Genomic DNA, 22,148 nt, shown 5'->3' on the forward strand with positions numbered 1-22,148 from the left:
GCGGCGCCAACTTACTGTAGGAGCGAGCTTGCTCGCGAWGGTGTGTCAGATACGGTGATGTCAACTGACACACCATCGCGAGCAAGCTCGCTCCTACAAGGATCTTCACGGCCCGCTGGATTTACCCGACGGTCGGTTTTTACACAGAACGTCGACCGGTTGACTACAGTTTGTAGTGTCGGCAGCCAGACTGCCGCGACCGTGGTTGTTCAAAAAGGCCCGGCCACCTACCGGGTTCCACCTGATCAGGAGTGCACGATGGATCTCAGCCGTCGTCAGTTCTTCAAGGTCGCCGGTATCGGCCTTGCAGGCTCTAGCCTGGGCGCGTTGGGCATGGCCCCGACAATTGCCTTTGCCGAACAGGTGCGTCACTTCAAGCTCGCCCACACCCATGAAACCCGCAACACCTGCCCGTATTGCTCGGTCGGTTGCGGCTTGATCATGTACAGCCAGGGTGATACGGCGAAGAATGTCACGCAAAACATCATCCACATCGAAGGTGACGCCGACCACCCGGTCAACCGCGGCACCCTTTGCCCCAAAGGCGCGGGCCTGCTGGACTTCATTCACAGCCCCAGTCGTCTCCAGTACCCGCAGGTGCGCAAGCCTGGCACCACGGAGTGGACGCGAATCTCCTGGGATGAAGCGCTCGATCGCATCGCCGACCTGATGAAGGCCGACCGCGACGCCAACTTCATCGAGAAGAACGCCAAGGGGCAAACAGTGAACCGCTGGCTGACCACCGGTTTTCTCGCGGCGTCGGCATCGTCCAACGAAGCGGGTTACATCACCCACAAGGTGATTCGCAGTCTCGGCATACTGGGGTTCGATAACCAGGCGCGTGTCTGACACGGTCCGACGGTGGCAAGTCTTGCCCCGACGTATGGCCGTGGTGCCATGACCAACCACTGGACCGATATCGCCAACGCGAATCTGGTTCTGGTGATGGGTGGCAATGCCGCCGAAGCGCACCCTTGTGGTTTCAAATGGGTCACCGAAGCCAAAGCCCACAACAAGGCGCGGCTGATTGTGGTCGACCCGCGTTTCACCCGTACGGCCTCGGTGGCCGACTATTACGCGCCGATCCGCACCGGGACCGACATTGCCTTCATGGGCGGGCTGATCAATTACCTGTTGACCGAAGACAAGATCCAGCACGAGTACGTGCGGGCCTATACGGACGTGTCGTTCATCGTCAAGGCCAGCTACGGTTTCGAGGACGGGTTGTTCAGCGGTTACGACGCGAGCAAGCGCAGCTACACCGACAAGTCCGGTTGGGGCTATGAAATCGGCGAGGACGGCTTCGCCAAAGTCGACCCGACCTTGCAAGACCCTCGCTGCGTCTACCAATTGATGAAGCAGCATTACAGCCGCTACACCCTGGAGCTGTCCAGTCAGGTCTGCGGCATGCCCATGGACGCAATGCAGAAAATCTGGGAAGAGATCGCCACCTGCTCGCAACCGGGCAAAACCATGACGATTCTCTACGCGTTGGGCTGGACCCAGCACTCAACCGGCTCGCAGATGATCCGCAGCGCGGCCATGGTGCAATTGCTGCTGGGCAACGTCGGCATGCCGGGCGGGGGCGTCAACGCCTTGCGTGGGCACTCCAATATTCAGGGCCTGACCGACCTCGGCTTGCTGTCCAACCTGTTGCCCGGTTACCTGACCCTGCCGGCCGAAGCCGAACAGGATTACAACACCTACATCGCCAAGCGCGCACTCAAGCCGCTACGTCCCGGGCAGATGTCTTACTGGCAGAACTACGGCAAGTTCCACGTCAGCCTCATGAAGGCCTGGTACGGCGCCAATGCCACCGTCGAGAACAACTGGGGCTACGACTGGCTGCCCAAGCTGGACATCCCCGGCTACGACATCCTGAAAATGTTCGACATGATGGGCAAGGGCGAGGTCAATGGCTACATGTGCCAGGGCTTCAACCCGATCGCCGCCTTGCCGGACAAAAACCGGGTGATGAAGGCGCTGGCCAAACTCAAGTGGCTGGTGGTGATGGACCCATTGGCTACCGAAACCTCGGAGTTCTGGCGCAACGTCGGGCCTTACAACGACGTGGAAACGGCCAACATCCAGACCGAGGTCATCCGCCTGCCCACCACCTGCTTCGCCGAAGAAAACGGTTCGCTGGTCAACAGCGGCCGCTGGCTGCAATGGCACTGGAAGGGTGCCGATGGCCCGGGGCTGGCGCGCACCGACGTGAAAATCATGGCCGAGCTGTTCTTGCGCCTGCGCAAGCGTTACCAGGCCAATGGCGGTGCCTGGGCCGAGCCGATCCTCAAGCTCGACTGGCCCTACAAAATACCGGATGACCCGACGCCGGAAGAGCTGGCCCGGGAATTCAACGGCTACGCCGTCGCCGATGTCACCGACGCCTCGGGCGCGGTGGTCAAGGCGGGTCAGCAGTTGTCCGGCTTCGGCCAGCTCAAGGACGATGGCAGCACGGCATCCGGTTGTTGGATTTTCTGCGGCAGCTGGACCGAGCTGGGCAACAACATGGCCCGGCGTGATAACAGCGACCCTTACGGGATGAAGCAGAACCTCGGCTGGGCCTGGGCCTGGCCGGCAAATCGACGGATCCTCTATAACCGCGCCTCGTGCGACCCGAAAGGCAAACCATGGGACGCGAACAAACGGCTGGTGTGGTGGAACGGCAAGGTCTGGACCGGCACCGACGTGCCCGACTACAAAGTCGACGCCGCACCGGAAGCGGGCATCAACCCGTTCATCATGAACCCCGAAGGCGTGGCGCGTTTCTTCGCCCTCGACAAGATGAACGAAGGGCCGTTCCCGGAACACTATGAGCCGTTCGAGACGCCCATCGGTATCAACCCGATGCACCCCAACAACAAGCAGGCGACCAGCAACCCGGCCGGGCGGATCTTCGATTCAGTCTGGGACTCCCTCGGGCAGGCCAAGGACTTCCCGTATGCGGCGACCAGCTACCGGCTGACCGAACACTTCCACTTCTGGACCAAACATTGCCCGATCAACGCCATTACCCAACCCGAACAATTCGTCGAAATCGGCGAGGTGCTGGCCAAGGAAAAGGGCATTGCTGCCGGTGACCGAGTAAGGGTCAGCTCCAAGCGCGGGCATATCGAAGCGGTGGCGGTGGTGACCAAGCGGATTCGTCCGCTGCAGGTCAACAATCAGGTCGTTCACCAGATCGGTATCCCCTTGCACTGGGGCTTCACCGGCGCTACCCGTCACGGCTACCTGACCAACACCCTGGTGCCGTTCCTCGGCGATGGCAACACCCAGACCCCGGAATCCAAGTCATTCCTGGTCAACGTGGAGAAAGTCTAAATGGCCAGCCAAGACATCATTGCCCGCTCGGCCACCACCACCCCCGCGCCGTCGATACGCGGCGTGGAGGAAGTCGCCAAGCTGATCGACACCACCAAATGCATCGGCTGCAAGGCCTGCCAGGTCGCCTGCTCGGAATGGAACGAGCTGCGTGACGAGGTCGGTCACAACCATGGCACCTACGACAACCCGCAGGACCTCACCGCAGAAACCTGGACGTTGATGCGCTTCACCGAGCACGAGACCGACGCCGGCAACCTGGAATGGCTGATCCGCAAGGACGGCTGCATGCACTGCGCCGAGCCCGGTTGCCTGGCGGCATGCCCCAGCCCGGGGGCGATCATCAAGCACGCCAACGGCATCGTCGATTTCGATCAGGACCACTGCATTGGCTGCGGCTACTGCATTACCGGGTGTCCGTTCAACATTCCACGGATCTCGCAAAAGGATCACAAGGCCTACAAATGCACCTTGTGCTCGGACCGGGTGGCGGTAGGGCTGGAACCGGCCTGCGTGAAAACCTGCCCGACCGGTGCCATCGTGTTCGGCTCCAAGGACGACATGAAGGAACATGCCGCCGAGCGTATCGTTGATCTCAAAAGCCGTGGCTTTGAAAACGCCGGTCTGTATGACCCTGAAGGCGTCGGCGGCACCCACGTGATGTACGTGCTGCACCACGCCGATACGCCAAGACTGTACGCCGGTTTGCCCGATCACCCGGCGATCAGTCCGTTGGTAGGACTGTGGAAAGGCGTGAGCAAACCGTTGGCGCTGCTGGCCATGGGCGTAGCGGTGCTGGCCGGGTTCTTCCACTACGTACGTGTCGGCCCGCAAATCGTCGAAGAGGATGAGCATCCGGAACCGCCGGACAACACCGTGCACGAAGTCGATCCGTCGGTGCATACCTTCGATCCCCGTGGGGAGGGCAGGCCATGAGCAACAAGACGATCCTGCGCTACACCAGTAACCAGCGCACCAATCACTGGCTGGTGGCGATTCTGTTCTTCATGGCCGGGCTGTCCGGGCTGGCGCTGTTCCACCCGGCGCTGTTCTGGCTGAGCAACCTGTTCGGCGGCGGGCCATGGACGCGCATTCTGCACCCGTTCATGGGCGTGCTGATGTTCCTGCTGTTCCTCGGCCTGGTGATTCGCTTCTGGCGCGCCAACTACTTCATCGCCAATGATCGCCTGTGGCTCAAGCGCATCGATCGGGTCGTGAAGAACGAAGAGGAGGGCGTCCCGCCCATCGGCAAATACAACCCCGGGCAGAAGCTGCTGTTCTGGACTTTACTGCTGTGCATGCTGGTGCTGTTGTTCAGCGGACTGGTGATCTGGCGTGCGTACTTCAGCGAGTATTTCGGCATCACCGCGATACGCTGGGCGATGTTGCTGCATGCGTTGGCCGCTTTCGTGCTGATCCTGAGCATCATCGTGCACATTTATGCCGGCATCTGGATCAAGGGCTCGGTCAGCGCCATGGTGCACGGCTGGGTCAGCCGCGGCTGGGCCAGGAAACACCACGAACTCTGGTACCGCCAAGTGACCCGCGACGAAGCACCCAAGCGACCGATCACCAAAAAGGGCTGACATTTGCCAACCATCCTCGAACCTGGAGAAATCGAAGCGGCGGCCAGTTCGCCGCCGTTTCTGTATATGCCACCGCATAACCTGTTCAGCCTGCGCGCCCAGCGCCTGGAAACGCTGGCCGACGGGCACCCGCTGGCCGATTACCTGCGCCTGATTGCCGGGTTGTGCCAGGTGCAGCAACAGGTGCTGGACGACCCGCCGCTGAGCGAGCCCCTCGACCGACAACGCATCGAATTGTGCCAGCAACACGGCTTGCCGCCGTTTGCGGCCGACAGCCTGGCGCGCGAAGACGATTGGCAGCTTTACCTCGATGCCTTGCTGCAACGCTATAGCACACCGTCACAATCTGCCGTGGCCGATGCCGTGCAAACCTTGCGCCTGGCCGGTGCCGGGCAACGCCGCGCCTGGGCGGTGGCACTGGTCAGCGGCCAGTATTCGCTGGTGCCGGCAGCACTGGTGCCGTTTCTCGGTGCGGCGCTGCAAACAGCCTGGAGCCACTGGCTGTTGAGCACGCCCAATCTGCAACTAACCCCCGGTGACAGCCTCAGCCTGTGCCCGGCCTGTGGCTCGCCGGCCATGGCCGGGGTCATCCGCCATCGTGGCAAGTACAATGGCTTGCGTTATCTGGTCTGTTCGCTGTGCGCCTGCGAGTGGCATGTGGTGCGGGTCAAGTGTGTGTATTGCGAACAGAGCAAGGGCCTGGAATACATCAGCCTTGAAGATGACCGCCATGCCGCCAACCAGGCACCGTTGCGCGCCGAAGTCTGCCCCGGTTGCAACAGCTATCTGAAGTTGCTCTATCTGGAGAACGATGCGGATGCCGAAGCGCTGTCGGCAGACCTGTCCAGCCTGATGCTCGACATGCGCCTGACCCAGGACGGTTATCAGCGTTTGGCGCCGAATCTGCTGCTGGCTCCGGGAGACGAATAAGCGCAGCGTCTACACTCTGGCGCGAGGGTCATTCGTTTTCAGGAGCGTCAGATGTCTGCACGCGGTGCCAGCCAACCCCTGCGTCTACCTTCCATCGACAGTTTGTTGCGGCACCCGGCGTGCCTGCCGTTGGCCGAGCGTTATGGACGCGACGCCTTGCTGAATACCTTGCGGCTTTTGCTGGATGAGTTACGCGAAGGGGTGCAGCAGGGTTTGCTCGAACCTGCAGAAGTCAGCGCCGAAGTGTTGGCGGGCAGGGTCGGCGAACGATTGGCAACCCAGCATCGCAGCCATGTGCGCCGGGTGTTCAACCTCACCGGCACGGTGCTGCACACCAACCTCGGGCGGGCGTTGTTGCCCGAAGAGGCGATTGAAGCAGTGCAAATGGCCGCGCGCTATCCGCTCAACCTGGAATTCGACCTGCGCAGCGGCAAGCGCGGTGACCGCGACGACCTGATCGAAGGCTTGATCCTCGAACTCACCGGCGCTGAAGCGGTGACCGTGGTCAACAACAATGCCGCAGCGGTCTTGCTGACCCTCCACAGCCTGGGCGCGCGCAAGGAGGGAATTATTTCCCGTGGCGAACTGATTGAAATCGGCGGCGCTTTCCGCATTCCCGACATCATGGCCCGCGCCGGGGTGAAGCTGGTTGAAGTCGGCACCACCAACCGCACCCATGCCCGTGACTACGAGGCCGCCATTGGCCCGCGCAGCGGTTTGATCATGCGCGTGCATGCGAGCAACTACAGCATTCAAGGCTTCACCACGCGTGTGGCGACGGCTGAACTGGCGCAAATTGCCCACCAACATGGACTGCCGTTGCTTGAAGACCTCGGCAGCGGCAGCCTGCTGGACCTGACCCGCTGGGGCTTGCCCGCCGAACCGACGGTACGCCAGGCGCTGCTCGATGGCGCGGACATCGTTACCTTCAGTGGCGACAAACTGCTTGGCGGGCCGCAAGCCGGGCTTATCGTCGGCCGCAAGGAATTGATCGCCAGGATCAAGAAAAACCCGCTCAAGCGTGCGCTGCGGGTCGACAAAATGACCCTCGCTGCGCTGGAAGCGGTGTTGGCTTTGTACCGCAACCCGGACCGACTCGCCGAGCGCTTGCCGAGCCTGCGCCTGTTGACCCGGCCACAGGCCGATATCCTCGTCCAGGCCGAGCGATTGCGGCCAGCGCTGGCCCAGGTGCTGGGTGAGGGCTGGAGCGTCAGTGCCATGCCGGCACTGGGCATGATCGGCAGCGGCAGCCAACCAGTGGCACGGCTGGCCAGTGCGGCGCTGTGTGTGCGACCACTCACCTCCAAGCGTTTGCGCGGGCGATCTTTGCTGAATCTTGAGGAGGCTTTGCGCGGTTTACCGATTGCGGTTCTCGGGCGCATTGACGATGACGCCCTGTGGCTGGACCTGCGGCAACTGGACGACGAGCCGGCATGGCTGACGCAGCTCGATCAATTACAAGTGGAGGGCCGGACAGGGTGATTGTCGGCACCGCAGGGCACATCGACCATGGCAAAACCGCGCTGCTCCAGGCGCTGACCGGTCAGGCGGGTGACCGGCGCCGGGAAGAGCGCGAGCGCGGTATGACCATCGACCTCGGCTACCTGTATGCCGCGCTGGAGCCGGGAGCGGGCCTGACCGGTTTCATCGATGTTCCCGGGCATGAGCGCTTCACCCACAACATGCTCGCCGGGGCGCAGGGCATCGATCTGGTGTTGTTGGTAGTGGCCGCCGATGACGGGGTGATGCCGCAGACCCGCGAGCACCTGGCGATTGTCCAGTTGCTGGGTATCCCCCGGGCATTGGTTGCGATCAGTAAGTGCGACCGGGTCGACAGCGCCCGAGTACAGGACGTGCGCGAGCAGATCCGTACCTTGCTGGCGCCCGGACCCTATGCCGATGCACCGCTGATTGCGCTGTCGAGCGTGACCGGCGAGGGTATCGAAACCTTGCGCCAACAATTGCTGCAATCCCAGCGTGAAGTTCAGCAACGCAGCACCGAAGGTGGTTTTCGCCTGGCGATCGATCGCGCCTTCAGCGTGGCCGGGGCCGGTATCGTGGTGACCGGCACGGCGCTGTCCGGCCAGGTCGCGGTGGGCGATACCCTGCTGTTGGGGCCACAAGGCAAACCGGTGCGCATTCGTGGCCTGCACGCGCAAAACCAGACCGCCGACCACGCCATTGCCGGCCAGCGCGTGGCGTTGAACCTGAGTGCCGAACGGCTGGCCCTGGAGCACATCCATCGCGGCCACTGGCTGCTGTCCGCCGGCTTGTACGCACCGACACAGCGCCTGGACATCGAGATGCAGTTACTCCCCGGCGAATCCCGCGCCTTCGAGCACTTTCAACCGGTGCACGTGCACCTCGGCACCCAGGACGTCATCGGTCGAGTCGCCTTGCTCGAAGGCACCGGCCTGGCGCCCGGTGGGCGGATGTTTGCGCAACTGTTGCTCAATACGCCGGTGCATGCGGTGAGAGGCGATCCGCTGGTCCTGCGCGATCAAAGTGCCCAACGTACGCTGGGTGGCGGCCGGGTGCTCGATCCGTTTGCACCCACCCGGCAACGCCGCAGCCCCGAACGATTGGCGCAGCTGGTCGCGCTGGCGAACAGCGCAACGCTGGAAGATGTATTGCCGGCATTGCTGGCCCATAGCGACAGCGGGATCGATCCGCAGCGCCTGGAACGGCAGTTCAACCGACCGCGCAGCAGTTGGGTGTTGCCCGCTGACGTGCGCTTGATCGACACCCGTCAAGGCGCGTTGCTGTTTAGTGCCAGTCGTTGGGAATCCTTGAAAGCGCCTTTGGTGGATCAGCTCGCGCGTTTCCATCTGCTCGAACCGGATCAGATGGGGCCGGACCGGGATCGCCTGCGTCGATTCACCGGCAGCGCGCTGGAGCGCTCGACGTTTATCAGCCTGCTCGACGAGTTGCTGGCCAGCGGCGACATCGCCAGCAGCGGTCCGTGGTTGCATCTGCCCGGGCATCAGGTGCGCTTGAGTGAAACGGACGAAACCCTGTGGCTGCACTTGCAGCCGTTTTTCGAACAGGCCGGCTTCGACCCGCCGTGGGTGCGCGACCTGGGGCATGAGGAAGCGGACGTGCGCGATTTGCTGCGCAAAATGGCGCGCCTGGGCTTGATGCACCAGGTGGTGCGCGATCTGTTTTACACCGACAGCATGATCCACCGATTGGCGGCTATGCTGTTGCAACTGGCAGACGCCAACCCGGTGATTCAGGTGGCGGCGTTTCGTGATGCCGTGGGCCTGGGGCGCAAGCGCAGCATTCAGATACTGGAGTACTTCGACCGTATCGGTCTGACGCGACGCTTGGGTGATCGCCGGCAGATTCGCCTGGACAGTGCGTTGGCCCAGCACACAGAGCACTGATTCAAAGGCATGACTTCAAGGAAGGCAATCGCGCCCGGTGGCGCGGCCGGGCTTCAAACCCGGTTGGGGACGGCATCCGTTCCCGGGCAGGTTCGACTCCGGCTGCCTTCCGCCAATCAACCCCAAACTTTCTGACTCAACCCAATCCCTTGTGGGAGCGAGCCTGCTCGCGTCAGCCATGCGCGGTTAACATTCTCTGTTTGAATGCAACGGGATCGAATGGGCGAGGTTTTCCGCTGGATTCACCTTCCCAAAGGGCGGCACGGATCGTTTCGAGTTCAGCGCTGCGCTCCTGTTCACGTCGGATCAGATCGCGAATATATTCGCTGTCGTTGGTGTAATGGCCTGCTTCTATCTGCGCTTTGATCCAGTTGTCTTGCTGGTCAGTCACAGTGATGGTTTTTCGTACGGTTCCCATGATCGGGCCTCCACGGAGATGGTCGACTGCGTGCTACCAATCATACTATTGGTGCGGTATCGAGCAGGCGAGCTCTATTGCGATCCATCCAGTCCGAACAGAATTTGCAGCTTTGCGGCAAGCCCTAATGCCAGTCAGTTAAGCGAAATCTGTGTAGGAGCGAGCTTGCTTGCGAAAGCGGAGTATCAGTCAACATTGATGTTAAAGCTAACGGTCCCTTCGCGGGCAAGCCCGCTCCTACAGGTTTTGGGTCTTGACTGACTGGCATGACGGCAAGCCCGCTCCAACAATTGAATGCATTCCAAACATTGCCGAATGCTTTCCTCAGAACCCCAGCGGGTACTGAATCACTACATATATCCGGTCTATGTCATCACCCGCCTGCGCCTCATTGGCCCGGTGTGAAACGTGCGACACCTGCACTGACAGGTCCTTCGCCGCACCCGTTTGGACGATGTACTTCAAATCAATGTCTCGCTCCCAGTGTTTGCCCCCATCACCTTGTTGCGGCGCGAAGGTGCCGGTTGCCGGGTCGAACGGGTTGTAGGCCCCGCCTTGTGGCGCATGGGTGCCGTCGATATGGTCGCCGGTGACGTAGCGGGTCATGAACTTCAGGCCGGGTATCCCGAGTGCAGTCAGGTCCAGGTCGTAACGAACCTGCCAGGAGCGTTCGCGGGCGCCGTTGAAGTCGGCGTACTTGATTGAGTTGGCCAGGTAGATGGAGTCGCCACCGACGAAATCGAACGGTGTATCACCGTCGACCTTTTGATAAGCCAGGGTGAACCCATGGGCGCCCAGCGTGTATCGGCCGGACAGGCTGTACGCCGTATTGTCGATGGCACCGGCCAGCGCCTGACCGGTGTCCCGGGTGTGATACAGGTTGGCGTCGAGGAACACCCCGGACTGCTTGAAGTGCAGGTTGCCGTAGTACTGGTGCCAGGTGTCGGTCAACTCCGAGGCGTACAGGGCGCCGCCGACCGGGTTCTGGGTAAACAGGTCGGCGCCGACAAACGAAATGCCGCCGGCCTCGGTGTTGGCGCCATAACCGAAAAAGTTGCCCTTGCCTGAAGCACTGTCCTGATTCTTGAACGCCGTGAAGTGCCCGGCTTGCAGGTTCATGCCGTCGATTTCGCGGCTGTTGAGCAGAAAACCTGTGGCGTACTCCGGCTGCAGGCGCTTGTCCGCGGTGTCGAATACCGGGCTTTCGACCTCCATTTCACCAAACGCCAGGGTGGTTTTCGAAGCCTTGAGCTTGATCGCGCCGCCACCGCTGGAGTAGTCGTTTTCGCTGCGGCCGTCACTGCCCACCGGCAGCAATCCGGTCCCGGAATGGCCCTTGCCGCCATCGAGCTTCAATCCCAGAAAGGCATGGGCATCGAGGCCGAAGCCGACGGTTCCCGGCGTGAAGCCGGATGCAAAAGCGCCGATAAAACCTTGAGCCCATTCGGCTTTGTAGCTCTTGCCGGTCGGCGAGGGGGATCGATAGTCGCTGTTCAGATAGAAGTTTCGGCTGAGCACGCCAAGCGTCGCTGCGTCGAAAAATCCTTCTGCGCCTTGCGCCGATTCATCCGCCAGTGTGTGGGTAGCGAACAGGCAGAAGCACAGGGCAATCGTCACCCTGAAGTCTTGCGGGAAGAGAGTCATCAATGGCTCACCACAGGGGGTAGCGACTGCGATGATTCACTGTAGGAGCGAGCTTGCTCGCGATGGTCTCAATAGCGCCGCGTTCAGTCGGTAAACACGCGTTATCGTTAACGACCATCGCGAGCAAGCTCGCTCCTACAGGAGTCCGCCCGCAGGCGCTGGTTTTTCAATGGACCTTAATGGCCTTCGGATGCACCAAACATGGTTTTGGCGTAGATCAGGCCCAGACCGTAGGCACCGCCGTTGGCAATCGAGGTTTTCACCGTTTCGTCGTAGGTCTCGCCGCGCGCCCAGTCACGTTGCAGTTCCAGCAGGTATTGCAGCGAAGTCATCGGCCGGGCGCCGATCTGGATCATGCGCTGCATGGCCATTTCATGGGCTTCGGTGCTGACGTCGCCACAGGCGTCGGCAATCACATACACCTCGAAACCCTGGTCAATCGCCGACAACGCCGGGCCGACGATGCAAACGGACGTCCATAAGCCGGCGAGGACAATCTTCTGCTTGCCGATGGCATTGACTTGCACGGCAATGCGCTCGTCTTCCCAGGTGTTCATGCTGGTGCGATCGATGACGTTGTGTTCCGGGAACACAGCCTTGATTTCGTCGAAGATCGGCCCGGAAAAACTCTTCTCGGCGACGGTGGTGAGGATGGTCGAGACCTTGAAGCCACGGGCTGCCTTGGCCACCAGTGCGGCGTTGTTGCGCAGGGTCACGGCGTCGATCGACTTGGTCGCGAAGGACATCTGCGACTGGTGGTCGATCATGATCAGGGTGTGGTCGGTCGGGGTCAGCAGGGTTTTGCCGGGGGCTGCTTTTGCAATGGCCATGACAGGGTCCTTACGGGGTGAGTGAGGACGTCATGGTTACGTAGATCGAACCGGGAATATTGAATCGGTGTGCTGTCTTTGATGCCCGCTGCCCAACTGGTTTATGACTACGTCGAAGCCGACGCCGACGCAAGACCGATGGGTAGGCCAACAAGGAGTCGTTGCTGGTGTCGATCAACTTGAGTGAGATCCATTACTCGTAGCAAAAATTGTATTTTGGCGTAACCAGGTTTGATTACCTTGTTCTCGTCCTACAAATTAACTTCTCTTTTGTTGATTGACCCTGTGGGAAACTTCCGAAAGTGCCACAGGGGGATGGAGAATTAACTTCAGATGCTTCATCGTTTATCGACGGGGAGACAATAATTGTCTCTCCGGGTTACGGCTTCTATGTATTAAAAGGAATTTAAGGGCTGTGGATGGCAACTCTTCGTATAGAGTTGGTCGCCGTTCTGAATTCCAGTCTTATTTATCTTCGTGATGGTTCTTACTGTTACGCGGGTGTCAGGAGGAATGATGACTGCAAGTAGTTTTCAAAACGAAGTGCCCAAGGCTCGAGTTAATATCAAGCTCGATTTGCACACGGGCGGAGCACAGAAAAAAGTCGAGTTGCCACTGAAGTTGATGGTGATGGGCGACTACAGCAACGGTAAGGAGCAGCGCCCGCTGTCCGCAAGAAACAAAATGAACATTGACAAGAATAATTTCGACAGCGTTTTGTCCGAGTATTCCCCAGGCCTGAAGCTGGCAGTGGAAAATACGCTGGTCAATGACCACTGCGACACCTCTGTGGAATTGAGTTTTCGGGCCATGAAAGACTTTGAGCCGGAACAGGTGGCGCGGCAGATTCCACAGCTGCGTGCACTGTTGGCCATGCGCAACCTGCTGCGCGATCTCAAGTCGAACCTGCTGGACAACGCGACCTTTCGGCACGAGTTGGAACGTATTCTCAAAGATGATGCCCTGAGTGACGAACTGCGTGCCGAACTGGCTGCCCTGGCTCCAAAAGAAGTTCGTTAATATCCCTTCGGTTCGCTTCAAAGGAAAACTCTAAATGTCCGTTGAACATTCTTCCGCGCAATCGCGTGGCGATACAGTGTTGTCTGAAGAAAGCCAGGGTATATATAGCGCTTTGTTCAGCAAGATCAATCTGAGTCCAGTAGAAGAGTTGGCCGGTTTCGACGCCTTTCAGGACAATGAAGCATTGTCCGAGGCCTCTACCGATGAGCGCGTGACCGCCGCCGTCAGCGTTTTCCTGAACTTGCTCAAGCAGTCTTCACATAAAGTCGAGCGTCTGGACAAGGCACTGCTCGATGAGCACATTGCATCGTTGGACGAGCAGATCAGTCGCCAGCTCGATGCCGTCATGCACCATCCAGACTTCCAGCGCGTCGAGTCGACCTGGCGTGGCGTGAAATCGCTGATCGACCAAACCGATTTCCGCCGCAACGTTCGCATCGAGTTGCTGGATATCAGCAAGGATCATTTGATCCAGGACTTCGACGACGCACCGGAAATCGCCCAGAGCGGGTTGTATTTCCATACCTACATCCAGGAATACGACACGCCGGGTGGCGAACCGATCGCTGCAGCCATTTCCAATTATGAATTCGACCGCAGCCCTCAGGATGTTGCCTTGCTGCGTAATGTTTCCAAGGTGGCGGCGGCAGCACACATGCCGTTCATTGGTTCTGTCGGACCGGCTTTTTTCGGCAAGGAATCGATGGAAGAAGTGGCTGCGATCAAGGACATCGGCAACTACTTTGACCGCGCCGAATACATCAAGTGGAAAGCCTTTCGCGACAGTGACGATGCCCGTTACATCGGCCTGACCATGCCGCGGGTGCTCGGTCGTCTGCCTTACGGTCCTGACACCATTGCGGTGCGCAGCTTCAACTACATCGAAAGCGTCAAGGGGCCGGACCACGACAAGTACCTGTGGACCAACGCCTCGTTCGCTTTTGCCGCGAACATGGTCAAGAGCTTCATCAGCAACGGCTGGTGCGTGCAGATCCGTGGCCCACAGTCGGGTGGCGCGGTCACCGGCCTGCCGATTCATCTGTACGACCTGGGCACCGGCAATCAGGTGAAAATTCCCTCTGAGGTGATGATTCCCGAGACGCGTGAATTTGAATTCGCCAACCTCGGTTTCATTCCTTTGTCGTACTACAAGAATCGCGACTACGCGTGTTTCTTCTCAGCCAACTCCAGCCAGAAACCCGCCCTGTACGACACCGCCGACGCCACCGCAAACAGCCGTATCAACTCGCGTTTGCCGTACATATTCCTCCTGTCGCGCATCGCTCACTACTTGAAGATGATCCAGCGCGAGAACATCGGAACCACCAAGGATCGTCGCTTGCTGGAGCTTGAGCTCAACAAGTGGATCGGTGGGCTGGTCACCGAAATGACCGACCCCGGCGACGATTTGCAGGCTTCGCACCCGCTGCGTGAGGCGAAGGTGACGGTGGAAGACATCGACGACAACCCCGGCTTTTTCCGCGTCAAGTTGTACGCCGTGCCGCACTTTCAGGTGGAAGGCATGGACGTCAACCTGTCACTGGTTTCGCAGATGCCCAAGGCCAAAGCCTGAGTCTGTTCAAGCCCAAGTCATTTCGTAGGGAACGAATGTCATGAAGATCGACCGCCCCTTGTGGGCCGCGGGGGCGTTGCTGTCTCCGCAGCAATTCCAGCAGCAGGCGCGCTGGGAAGCCTGGACCAATGAGTGCCTTGCGCACCTGTCGTTGGTACACCCCTGGGGTGTACAAGCAGTGGAAGTTGATCTGCAGGCACTGCGCCTGGGCAAACTCAAACTGACCAGGCTGCACTTGCGCATGGCCGACGGCACCCTGGTCGATACCGATCATGTCGATCGCCTGCCTCCTGCACTGGAGTTGGCTCGGCAGCTGCCTGATGACAGTCAGAACGTCACGCTATTGCTGGCGTTGCCGCTGGAACAGGGCAATGGTAACAACTGCCTGTTCGACGGGGGCAGGGCCGATCGACCGATGCGCTATCGCCAGGCCTGGCGCAAGGTTCAAGACGTGTTCGCCGATGAGGTGCAATCAATCGGGGTGCTGGAGCACGCCTTGAGCTTGCGCCTGGAAAACGATGACAACGCCGATTACCTGACTTGCCCGATTGCCCGCCTGACACGCGACGGGCAGGGGGGCTGGATACTCGACCCGGGCTACGTACCGCCGTTGCTCAGCTTTGCTGCTCACCCGGGTTTGCTCACCCAACTGGACAACCTGTTGACCCAGTTGGCTGCCAAGCGTCAACGGCTTATGGGCATGCGGCGCGAGAGTAATCAGCGCATGGCGGACTTTGCGGTGGCCGATGTGTCGTTGTTCTGGCTGCTCAATGCCTTGAACAGCTATCAACCCGTGTTGGCTGACCTCAAAGCGCATCCGGGGCGCCATCCCGAACAGGTCTATCTGGAACTGGCCAGACTGGCCGGAAGCCTGCTGACCTTTTCGCTGGAACATGACATCGAGCAGATTCCTGCCTATCGGCACGAACACCTGGAAACCGTCTTCCCGCCGTTGATGAGCACGATTTCCACCTTGCTGGAAGCCAGCCTTCCGTCCCGGGTCATCGCCCTGGAGTTGCAGGAAACGGGCGCCAACCGCTGGCAAGTCAGTCTCAACGATGCCCGCTTGTGTGAGCCTGGCGGCGCGGACTTCTATCTGTCCGTGCGTTGTCGCCTGTCGGCCGCGCAGTTGCAGAGCCAGTTTCCTCGACTGTGCAAGATCGGTACGCCGGATGAGGTGGATCAGTTGATCAATGCTGCGCTGGACGGTGTGCCCATGCAGTCGCTCAGCCATGTGCCCGCCGCGATTCCACTGCGACTGGAAAATCAATACTTCGCCCTTGATCTCAATCATGCCAAGGGGCTGGCGATGCTGGCCGCGGGGGTCTGCGCACTGTATGTGCCGAGCACACTGGTCGAGGTCAAGCTTGAACTGTTTGCGGTGTTGCGCACATGAACGGAAAAACCGAAAAGCAAACCCGCTCACCGCTGAATATCGACGTCCTGTTGCAGGACAGCTACCTGCTGGTGGTTGAACTGCGCCAGGCTCGATCAGCGCAAGACAGCCCGGGGCTGTGGTCACGTTGTGCCGACCAGATCGAATACGTTCGCCAGGCTCTTGAACAGGCCGGTTTGAGTCGGCGCAGCATCGACTACATCAGCTACGCCCAATGCGCGTTGCTCGATGAAACCGTGCTCGGCCATACCAAGGGCGAAGATCATGCTTCCTGGGTCAGCGAACCCTTGCAGGCGAAATTCTTCAGCCGTCACCAGGCCGGTGAGTTTCTGTATGAAGACATGCGCGAAGTGCTGCGCGAGCCCGCACCGGATCGGCAGGTGCTGACGGCATTCCAGCGGGTATTGATGCTGGGTTTTCGCGGTCGCTATCGCGAGTTGAATGATCCTGATCGTCTGCAACTGCTGGCAGCGTTGAATGCGCAGGTTGCGCCACTGCAGCTCAACCATGGGTTAGCGACACAAGCGGGCATCGGCTACCGATCCGGCAGCTGGCGTTGGCAGCGCTCCCCGCTGGCCAATGTAGTGTTGGCGGGGTTGTTGCTCATGGGGATCTGGCTGGGACTCGATCACCTGTTGGGTGGCGTCATCGCCAACCTCCAGCCAGGCCAGGCGTGAGTAACCGATGACGTACAAACTCAATCGACTCCTCTGGCTTTGGGCCGGCACGCTTGTCCTGGCATTGCTAGCCATCATCCCGCTGACGGCCTGGACACGTGCAACGGCGGTTTTGCTCGTGGTGTGCGTTGCCATCGCGGTCTGGATCAGGATCGGGCGGCGGGCCAAGCGTCAAGCCGGGTCACTGGTGCTGACCGCTAACCTGACGCTGCCACCGGCGGATTATTGTCAGCCGGTGGTGTTGGTCTGTGGTGATGGCCTGGACGGTCTGTTCGGCCCAGTTGCCGATGATTCGCTGGCGTTGCGCAAGACCGGGCAAGGTTGCTACCTGCGGGTGCCAGATCTGATGCAACTGCCGGAGCTGATAGATGGCGTATTGGCCCGTCGACCAGCATGGAGCGGGCAGCTTGCTGTCATGTTCGTTTCCAACCCGGGCGAGCATGGCGACCGCGCCGTGCTGGCAGGACAGGTGCGGGCTTTTTGTCATCAGATTGCCTTGGTTCGCAAACGCGGGATTCCATTGCCGATGTTGCTGGTCAGTTACCTGCAAGCTTCGCAGGGCGAGGGGGCCTGGTTCAGTTGGGAGGCGGGCCAGACCAGCCCCGAGGTCCGTGAGGCCGGGATGCATGCCAGTCTGGTCGATTGGCAGCAACTGGCGGTTGACGATGTAACGCGTATGGCGCGCATGCATGCCAGCGTTCAAGTGAGCAGCGTTGCGGCATGGCTGGAAGAGGCGGTACTGCCGGACCTGGCCGCGCGTGACCGCCGCCATTCGATCAGCCCCGCGGTGGCCATTGCCATCACGCTGGTGCCGGTGTTGCCGCAGACCGTGACGGGGAACCTCTGGCAACAATGGCTGCGCGACAAGCTGTCGCTGTCAGTCGACCGGCAGGTACAGATCGCAGCCGCGGCGCCACTGCCATTCCCTGACCCGTTGCTGCAATTGCTGCCCATCCGTATCCAGCGAACGCCGATACGCCGGGCGGGGGTGATTGCGCTGTGGCTGTTTGTGGCCGCGACTGTGATTGCCTTGGCCAGTTCGGCCTGGCAGAACACGTTGCTGGCGCGTCAGGTCACCGATGACCTGCGTCGCTACACCTCCATGGCGCAATCGACCCCTTTCGACCAGACCGGGATTGTCCAGCGCGAAGTGGCATTGACGACGCTTCGCCAGCACGCCGAGCGTCTGGACAACTATTACCGTCATGGTGCTCCGCTGAAGTTGGGTCTGGGCCTGTATCGCGGCGAACGATTGCGTGCGCCGGTGCTGACGGCGATTGCCAGTCACCGCCCCCCGCCGTCAGCGCCCCTCGCGGTAAAAGTCGCCAAAGCGGTACGTCTGGACAGCTTGTCTCTTTTCAACAGCGGCAGCGCCGCGCTCAAGCCAGAGTCAACCAAAGTGCTGATCAATGCCCTGGTGGACATCAAGGCCCAGCCGGGATGGCTGATCGTCATCGCCGGGCATACCGATGCGTCGGGCAATGACGCGCAAAACCTTCTGCTGTCCCGGACTCGCGCGGCGGCGGTGCGGGACTGGATGCAACGCATGGGCGACCTCCCCGACAGTTGTTTTGCTGTCCAGGGCTTCGGCGCCAGGCAGCCGATCGCCAGCAATGACACCGAGGTGGGGCGCACTGCCAACCGTCGAGTCGATATCCGCCTGGTACCGGAAGCGGGGGCTTGCTCGCATTCCCCAACGATACCGGGCTGACAACCCCAGTCGCGTCACGCGGCATTCATGTTATTGGAAAAGGAGCTTCACATGGCAATTCCCATTTATCTCTGGCTGCAAGATGACGGCGGCGCGAGCATCAAAGGTTCGGTGAACGTGCAAAAACGCGAGGGCAGCATTGAGGTGCTGACCCAGGATCACAGCCTGTACATCCCCACCGACAACAACACCGGCAAGTTGACCGGTGCCCGGGTCCATGCCCCGTTTCTGTTCACCAAGGAAATCGATGCCTCCAGCCCGTATCTGTACAAGGCGGTGACCACTGGCCAGACCCTCAAGAGCGCCGAGTTCAAGTGGTATCGCATTGACGACGCAGGCCAAGAAGTCGAGTACTTCGTGACTCAACTCGAAAACGTCAAGGTAGTGAAAGTCGCGCCAAAAATGCACGACGTCAAAGACCCTTCGAAGGAGAAGCACAACCACCTGGAATTGATTGAGCTGCGTTACGACAAAATCACCTGGACCTTCGTCGCCGGCAACATCATCCACAGCGATTCCTGGAACGAACGCCAGAGCGCCTGACGCGAAAGCACCAGCAGGCAGAACGCTGCCTGCTGGTCTTGAGCGTATCGGCTTGAGCGCCCGTCAGCAGACGCTCAAGCCGGCACATCGAGCTTCAAGCCCACCACCGGCAATACGCCAGGAATTCAGCACAAGGACGCCCCGCATGGCCCATCACTCCACCCGTTTGCTTCGCCGCCTCAATCCTTACTGCGCCCAGGCCTTGAGCGCGGCGGCATCGCTGTGCCAAAGCCGCGCCCACGGGCAGATCAGCATCGAGCACTGGCTACTCAAACTGCTGGAGCAGGGCGAGGGAGACCTGACGCTCATTGCGCGCCGTTACGAATGGGACATCGACGCCCTCTGGCACGGGCTGCTCGAGCATCTCGACAGCTTGCCGCGCAGCGTGCAGGGCAAACCGCAGCTGTGCGGCAAGTTACAGCAATTGATCAAGAACGCCTGGCTGCGTGCATCGCTGGACGACGACAATGACAGCCTGCGCTCGGCCCACCTGCTCGGTGCGCTGCTGGAGACCCCGACACTGTTGGCCTGTGAAGCGGCCTGGCCGATGCTCAGTCTCGCTCCGGTGCAATTGCAGCATTTGCTCCCGCTGCTGGACCAGCACTCCGAAGAACGACCGCACCTGCAACAGGAGCAGGCGCTGGATCGCAAGGCGGTGATCCTCGACAACTCATCGAGTGCTCAACGGTGCGATGCATTGAAGGCGGTGCTGGACAAGTTCACCCAGGACCTGACCGCCAAGGCCCGGGAGGGCGGCATCGACCCGGTGTTCGGGCGTGACGATGAAATCCGTCAGGTCATCGACATCCTCAGCCGCCGGCGCAAGAACAACCCACTGCTGGTGGGGGAACCGGGGGTCGGCAAGACTGCGCTGGTCGAGGGCCTGGCCTTGCGCATCGCCGAGGGCAATGTGCCCGACAGCCTCAAGCCGGTCAGCGTGCGCACCCTCGATCTGGGCCTGTTGCAAGCCGGAGCCGGGGTCAAGGGCGAGTTCGAACAACGCCTGAAAAACGTCATCGAGGCCGTGCAGCAATCAGAAACTCCGGTCCTGCTGTTCATCGACGAAGCCCATACCCTGATCGGTGCCGGCAACCAGGCCGGTGGTGCCGATGCGGCAAATCTGCTCAAGCCGGCCCTGGCTCGCGGAGAATTGCGCACCATCGCGGCCACCACCTGGAGTGAGTACAAACAGTACTTTGAGCGCGATGCCGCTCTTGAGCGACGGTTCCAGAGGGTCAAGGTCGACGAACCGGACGATGCCAGTGCCTGCCTCATGTTGCGCGGCCTCAAAGCCCGCTACGCCAGCTACCACGGCGTGCACATCGAAGACGCGGCGGTAGAGGCGGCGGTCAGCCTGTCGCGGCGTTATCTGACGGGTCGCCAGTTGCCGGACAAGGCTGTCGACCTGCTCGACACCGCCAGCGCACGGGTACGCATGAGCCTTGACTGCGAACCGCAGGTGCTGGTGCGCCTCAAAGCCCGAATGGCTGCCCTGGACCTGGAGCGCCAGGCACGGCAAGAGGATCAGCAACTGAGCGGCGACGTCACCGATCAACGGATCGCCCTGATCGCGCAGCAATACGCGCAATTGCAGCGGGAACAAATCGACCTGGTGCGGCAATACCAGAACGAGCTCGAACTGACCCGACAGCTGCTCGACGCACGCCAGGCCGAACCACCACGGATGGAACACTGCGCCCGGTTGCAGCGACAACTGAGTGAGATTCAGGGCAATCAGCCGCTGCTTTTGCTCGACGTAAACCCGCGCAGCGTGGCTGAAGTGATCGCTGACTGGACCGGCGTGCCGCTGGGCAGCCTGCTCAAGGATGAACAAGCCAACCTGCTGGAACTGGAACAGCAACTCAGCGAACGGGTGATTGGCCAACCCCATGCCCTCAGTGCCATGGCCCAACGCCTGCGCGCGGCCAAGACCGGCCTGACTGACGAAAAGACGCCTTTGGGCGTGTTCCTGCTGGTGGGCACCAGCGGAGTCGGCAAGACCGAAACGGCCCTGGCCCTGGCCGACAGCCTGTTCGGTGGCGAAAAGTCACTGATCACGATCAATCTTTCTGAATACCAGGAAGCCCATACCGTCAGCCAGCTCAAGGGCTCGCCGCCCGGCTACGTCGGCTACGGGCAGGGCGGGGTGCTCACCGAGGCCGTACGCCAACGACCCTATAGCGTCGTGCTGCTCGACGAGGTGGAGAAAGCCCATCGTGACGTGCTTGACCTGTTTTATCAGGTGTTCGATCGCGGCTGCATGCGCGACGGCGAAGGCCGCGAAATCGACTTTCGCAACACCGTCATTCTCATGACCTCCAACCTGGGGAGTGATGAGCTGCAAGGTTTCTTGCAGGAGCAACCCGAAGCCTCGGACAGCACCTTGCACGAACTGCTACGGCCCATTTTACGCGAGCATTTTCAGCCGGCCTTGTTGGCCCGCTTCCAGACGCTGATCTATCGACCGCTGCAAGCCGAGGCCCTCAAAGGCATCGTCGCCATCAAGCTCGCCCAGGTCGGCAAACGCTTGCAGCGTCACTACGCACTGCACTGCCGGATCGAAGTCGCGCTCAACGACGCCCTGGTCGCCGCCTGCCTGTTGCCCGATACCGGCGCCCGCAACATCGACAGCCTGCTTGACCAGCAGATTCTGCCGGTGCTCAGCCAACAGTTGTTGCAGCGTCAGGCCGCTGGGCAGAGCACCCATGGCGTGACTTTGGGTTACAGCGACGAAGAGGGGATCACCCTGCAATTCACCAACACGCTGGATAGCGCGGCGAACACCGCCATGGAGGTCTGAACATGCTCAACGAACTGCGCACTTTCTTCGACCACAGCCGCCACACACTCTGGGTCCGCGAGCTGGACGCCCCCCTCAACGTCCTGGCCTTCCACGGCGAAGAGCACCTCAGCCAACCCTTCAGCTACTACATCGAGTTCACCTCCAGCGAGCTCGACATCGACGCCGAACGCCTGCTCGGCCAACCCGCCAGCTTCAGCCTGCATGCGCTGCCGGAAAAGGTCTCGTCCCTGATCTTCGAACCGCCCGAGGTCAAGCCGCTGCGCACCTTGCACGGGGTGATCGGTGGCTTCAAACGCCTGTCCGCCTC

General features: G+C 60.6%; 16 protein-coding genes, 1 tRNA gene and 1 pseudogene. 15 read left to right on the top strand and 3 right to left on the bottom strand.

What is annotated here, in order from left to right; translation table 11 throughout:
* Nucleotides 1-258: 258 nt before the first annotated feature.
* The 7 genes from fdnG to AC1DXW_RS28530 all read left to right on the top strand — a co-directional run bounded on the left by fdnG (nt 259) and on the right by AC1DXW_RS28530 (nt 9,341).
* A complete protein-coding gene (gene fdnG / locus AC1DXW_RS28500; RefSeq protein ID WP_477755098.1) occupies nt 259-3,324 on the top strand; it encodes a formate dehydrogenase-N subunit alpha in 3,066 nt (1,021 codons plus the stop codon).
* On the top strand, nt 3,325-4,260 hold the full coding sequence (gene fdxH / locus AC1DXW_RS28505; protein ID WP_477755099.1) for a formate dehydrogenase subunit beta: 936 nt from the start codon (nt 3,325-3,327) through the stop codon (nt 4,258-4,260).
* Nucleotides 4,257-4,910 carry a formate dehydrogenase subunit gamma gene (locus tag AC1DXW_RS28510; RefSeq protein ID WP_477755100.1) on the top strand — a complete coding sequence of 218 codons (654 nt, stop codon included), beginning with the start codon at nt 4,257-4,259 and terminating at the stop codon, nt 4,908-4,910. The genes fdxH and AC1DXW_RS28510 overlap by 4 nt, the downstream gene beginning before the upstream one ends.
* 3 nt (nt 4,911-4,913) lie before the next feature.
* Nucleotides 4,914-5,840, top strand: coding sequence for a formate dehydrogenase accessory protein FdhE (gene fdhE / locus AC1DXW_RS28515; RefSeq protein WP_477760754.1), 927 nt, complete (start codon nt 4,914-4,916; stop codon nt 5,838-5,840).
* 51 nt (nt 5,841-5,891) lie between these two features.
* Nucleotides 5,892-7,322 carry an L-seryl-tRNA(Sec) selenium transferase gene (gene selA / locus AC1DXW_RS28520; protein WP_477760755.1) on the top strand — a complete coding sequence of 477 codons (1,431 nt, stop codon included), beginning with the start codon at nt 5,892-5,894 and terminating at the stop codon, nt 7,320-7,322.
* Nucleotides 7,319-9,226 carry a selenocysteine-specific translation elongation factor gene (gene selB / locus AC1DXW_RS28525; RefSeq protein WP_477760760.1) on the top strand — a complete coding sequence of 636 codons (1,908 nt, stop codon included), beginning with the start codon at nt 7,319-7,321 and terminating at the stop codon, nt 9,224-9,226. Before selA ends, selB begins: the two co-directional genes overlap by 4 nt.
* Nucleotides 9,227-9,245: 19 nt before the next feature.
* A tRNA-Sec gene (locus tag AC1DXW_RS28530) sits at nt 9,246-9,341 on the top strand.
* Between the two features lie 57 nt (nt 9,342-9,398).
* On the opposite strand, the gene AC1DXW_RS28535 is transcribed toward AC1DXW_RS28530, so the two are convergent.
* The 3 genes from AC1DXW_RS28535 to AC1DXW_RS28545 form a co-directional block, all read right to left on the bottom strand.
* The gene (locus AC1DXW_RS28535) at nt 9,399-9,644 is read right to left on the bottom strand and encodes a type II toxin-antitoxin system ParD family antitoxin (RefSeq protein ID WP_477754796.1); all 246 of its coding nucleotides are present in this window, start codon (nt 9,642-9,644) and stop codon (nt 9,399-9,401) included.
* 324 nt (nt 9,645-9,968) lie between these two features.
* Entirely contained in the window at nt 9,969-11,288 is a 1,320-nt protein-coding gene (locus AC1DXW_RS28540) for an OprD family porin (protein ID WP_477760756.1), read from the bottom strand.
* A 176-nt stretch (nt 11,289-11,464) separates the two neighbouring features.
* Entirely contained in the window at nt 11,465-12,118 is a 654-nt protein-coding gene (locus AC1DXW_RS28545; protein ID WP_477754798.1) for a hydrolase, read from the bottom strand.
* A gap of 516 nt (nt 12,119-12,634) precedes the next feature.
* Here AC1DXW_RS28545 and tssB point away from each other — a divergent pair.
* The 8 genes and pseudogenes from tssB to AC1DXW_RS28585 form a co-directional block, all read left to right on the top strand.
* Complete coding sequence (tssB, locus tag AC1DXW_RS28550; protein ID WP_477754799.1) at nt 12,635-13,138, top strand: type VI secretion system contractile sheath small subunit; 504 nt, start codon at nt 12,635-12,637, stop codon at nt 13,136-13,138.
* 34 nt (nt 13,139-13,172) lie between these two features.
* Nucleotides 13,173-14,711 (top strand): type VI secretion system contractile sheath large subunit, encoded by a 1,539-nt coding sequence (gene tssC / locus AC1DXW_RS28555; RefSeq protein ID WP_477760757.1) that lies wholly within the window; start codon nt 13,173-13,175, stop codon nt 14,709-14,711.
* 40 nt (nt 14,712-14,751) lie between these two features.
* Nucleotides 14,752-16,107 (top strand): type VI secretion system baseplate subunit TssK, encoded by a 1,356-nt coding sequence (gene tssK / locus AC1DXW_RS28560; protein WP_477754801.1) that lies wholly within the window; start codon nt 14,752-14,754, stop codon nt 16,105-16,107.
* Nucleotides 16,104-16,784 (top strand): type VI secretion system protein TssL, short form, encoded by a 681-nt coding sequence (tssL, locus tag AC1DXW_RS28565; RefSeq protein WP_477760758.1) that lies wholly within the window; start codon nt 16,104-16,106, stop codon nt 16,782-16,784. The genes tssK and tssL overlap by 4 nt, the downstream gene beginning before the upstream one ends.
* A 7-nt stretch (nt 16,785-16,791) precedes the next feature.
* Nucleotides 16,792-18,495, top strand: a complete 1,704-nt coding sequence (locus tag AC1DXW_RS28570; protein WP_477760759.1) for an OmpA family protein — start codon at nt 16,792-16,794, stop codon at nt 18,493-18,495.
* A 51-nt stretch (nt 18,496-18,546) separates the two neighbouring features.
* Nucleotides 18,547-19,038, top strand: coding sequence for an Hcp family type VI secretion system effector (locus AC1DXW_RS28575; RefSeq protein ID WP_477754804.1), 492 nt, complete (start codon nt 18,547-18,549; stop codon nt 19,036-19,038).
* A 145-nt stretch (nt 19,039-19,183) separates the two neighbouring features.
* Nucleotides 19,184-21,838 carry a type VI secretion system ATPase TssH gene (gene tssH / locus AC1DXW_RS28580; protein ID WP_477754805.1) on the top strand — a complete coding sequence of 885 codons (2,655 nt, stop codon included), beginning with the start codon at nt 19,184-19,186 and terminating at the stop codon, nt 21,836-21,838.
* A gap of 2 nt (nt 21,839-21,840) precedes the next feature.
* Nucleotides 21,841-22,148: pseudogene (locus AC1DXW_RS28585) on the top strand (type VI secretion system tip protein VgrG); the annotation flags it as partial.

The sequence above is a fragment of the Pseudomonas sp. P4_C4 genome (genome assembly GCF_056402055.1).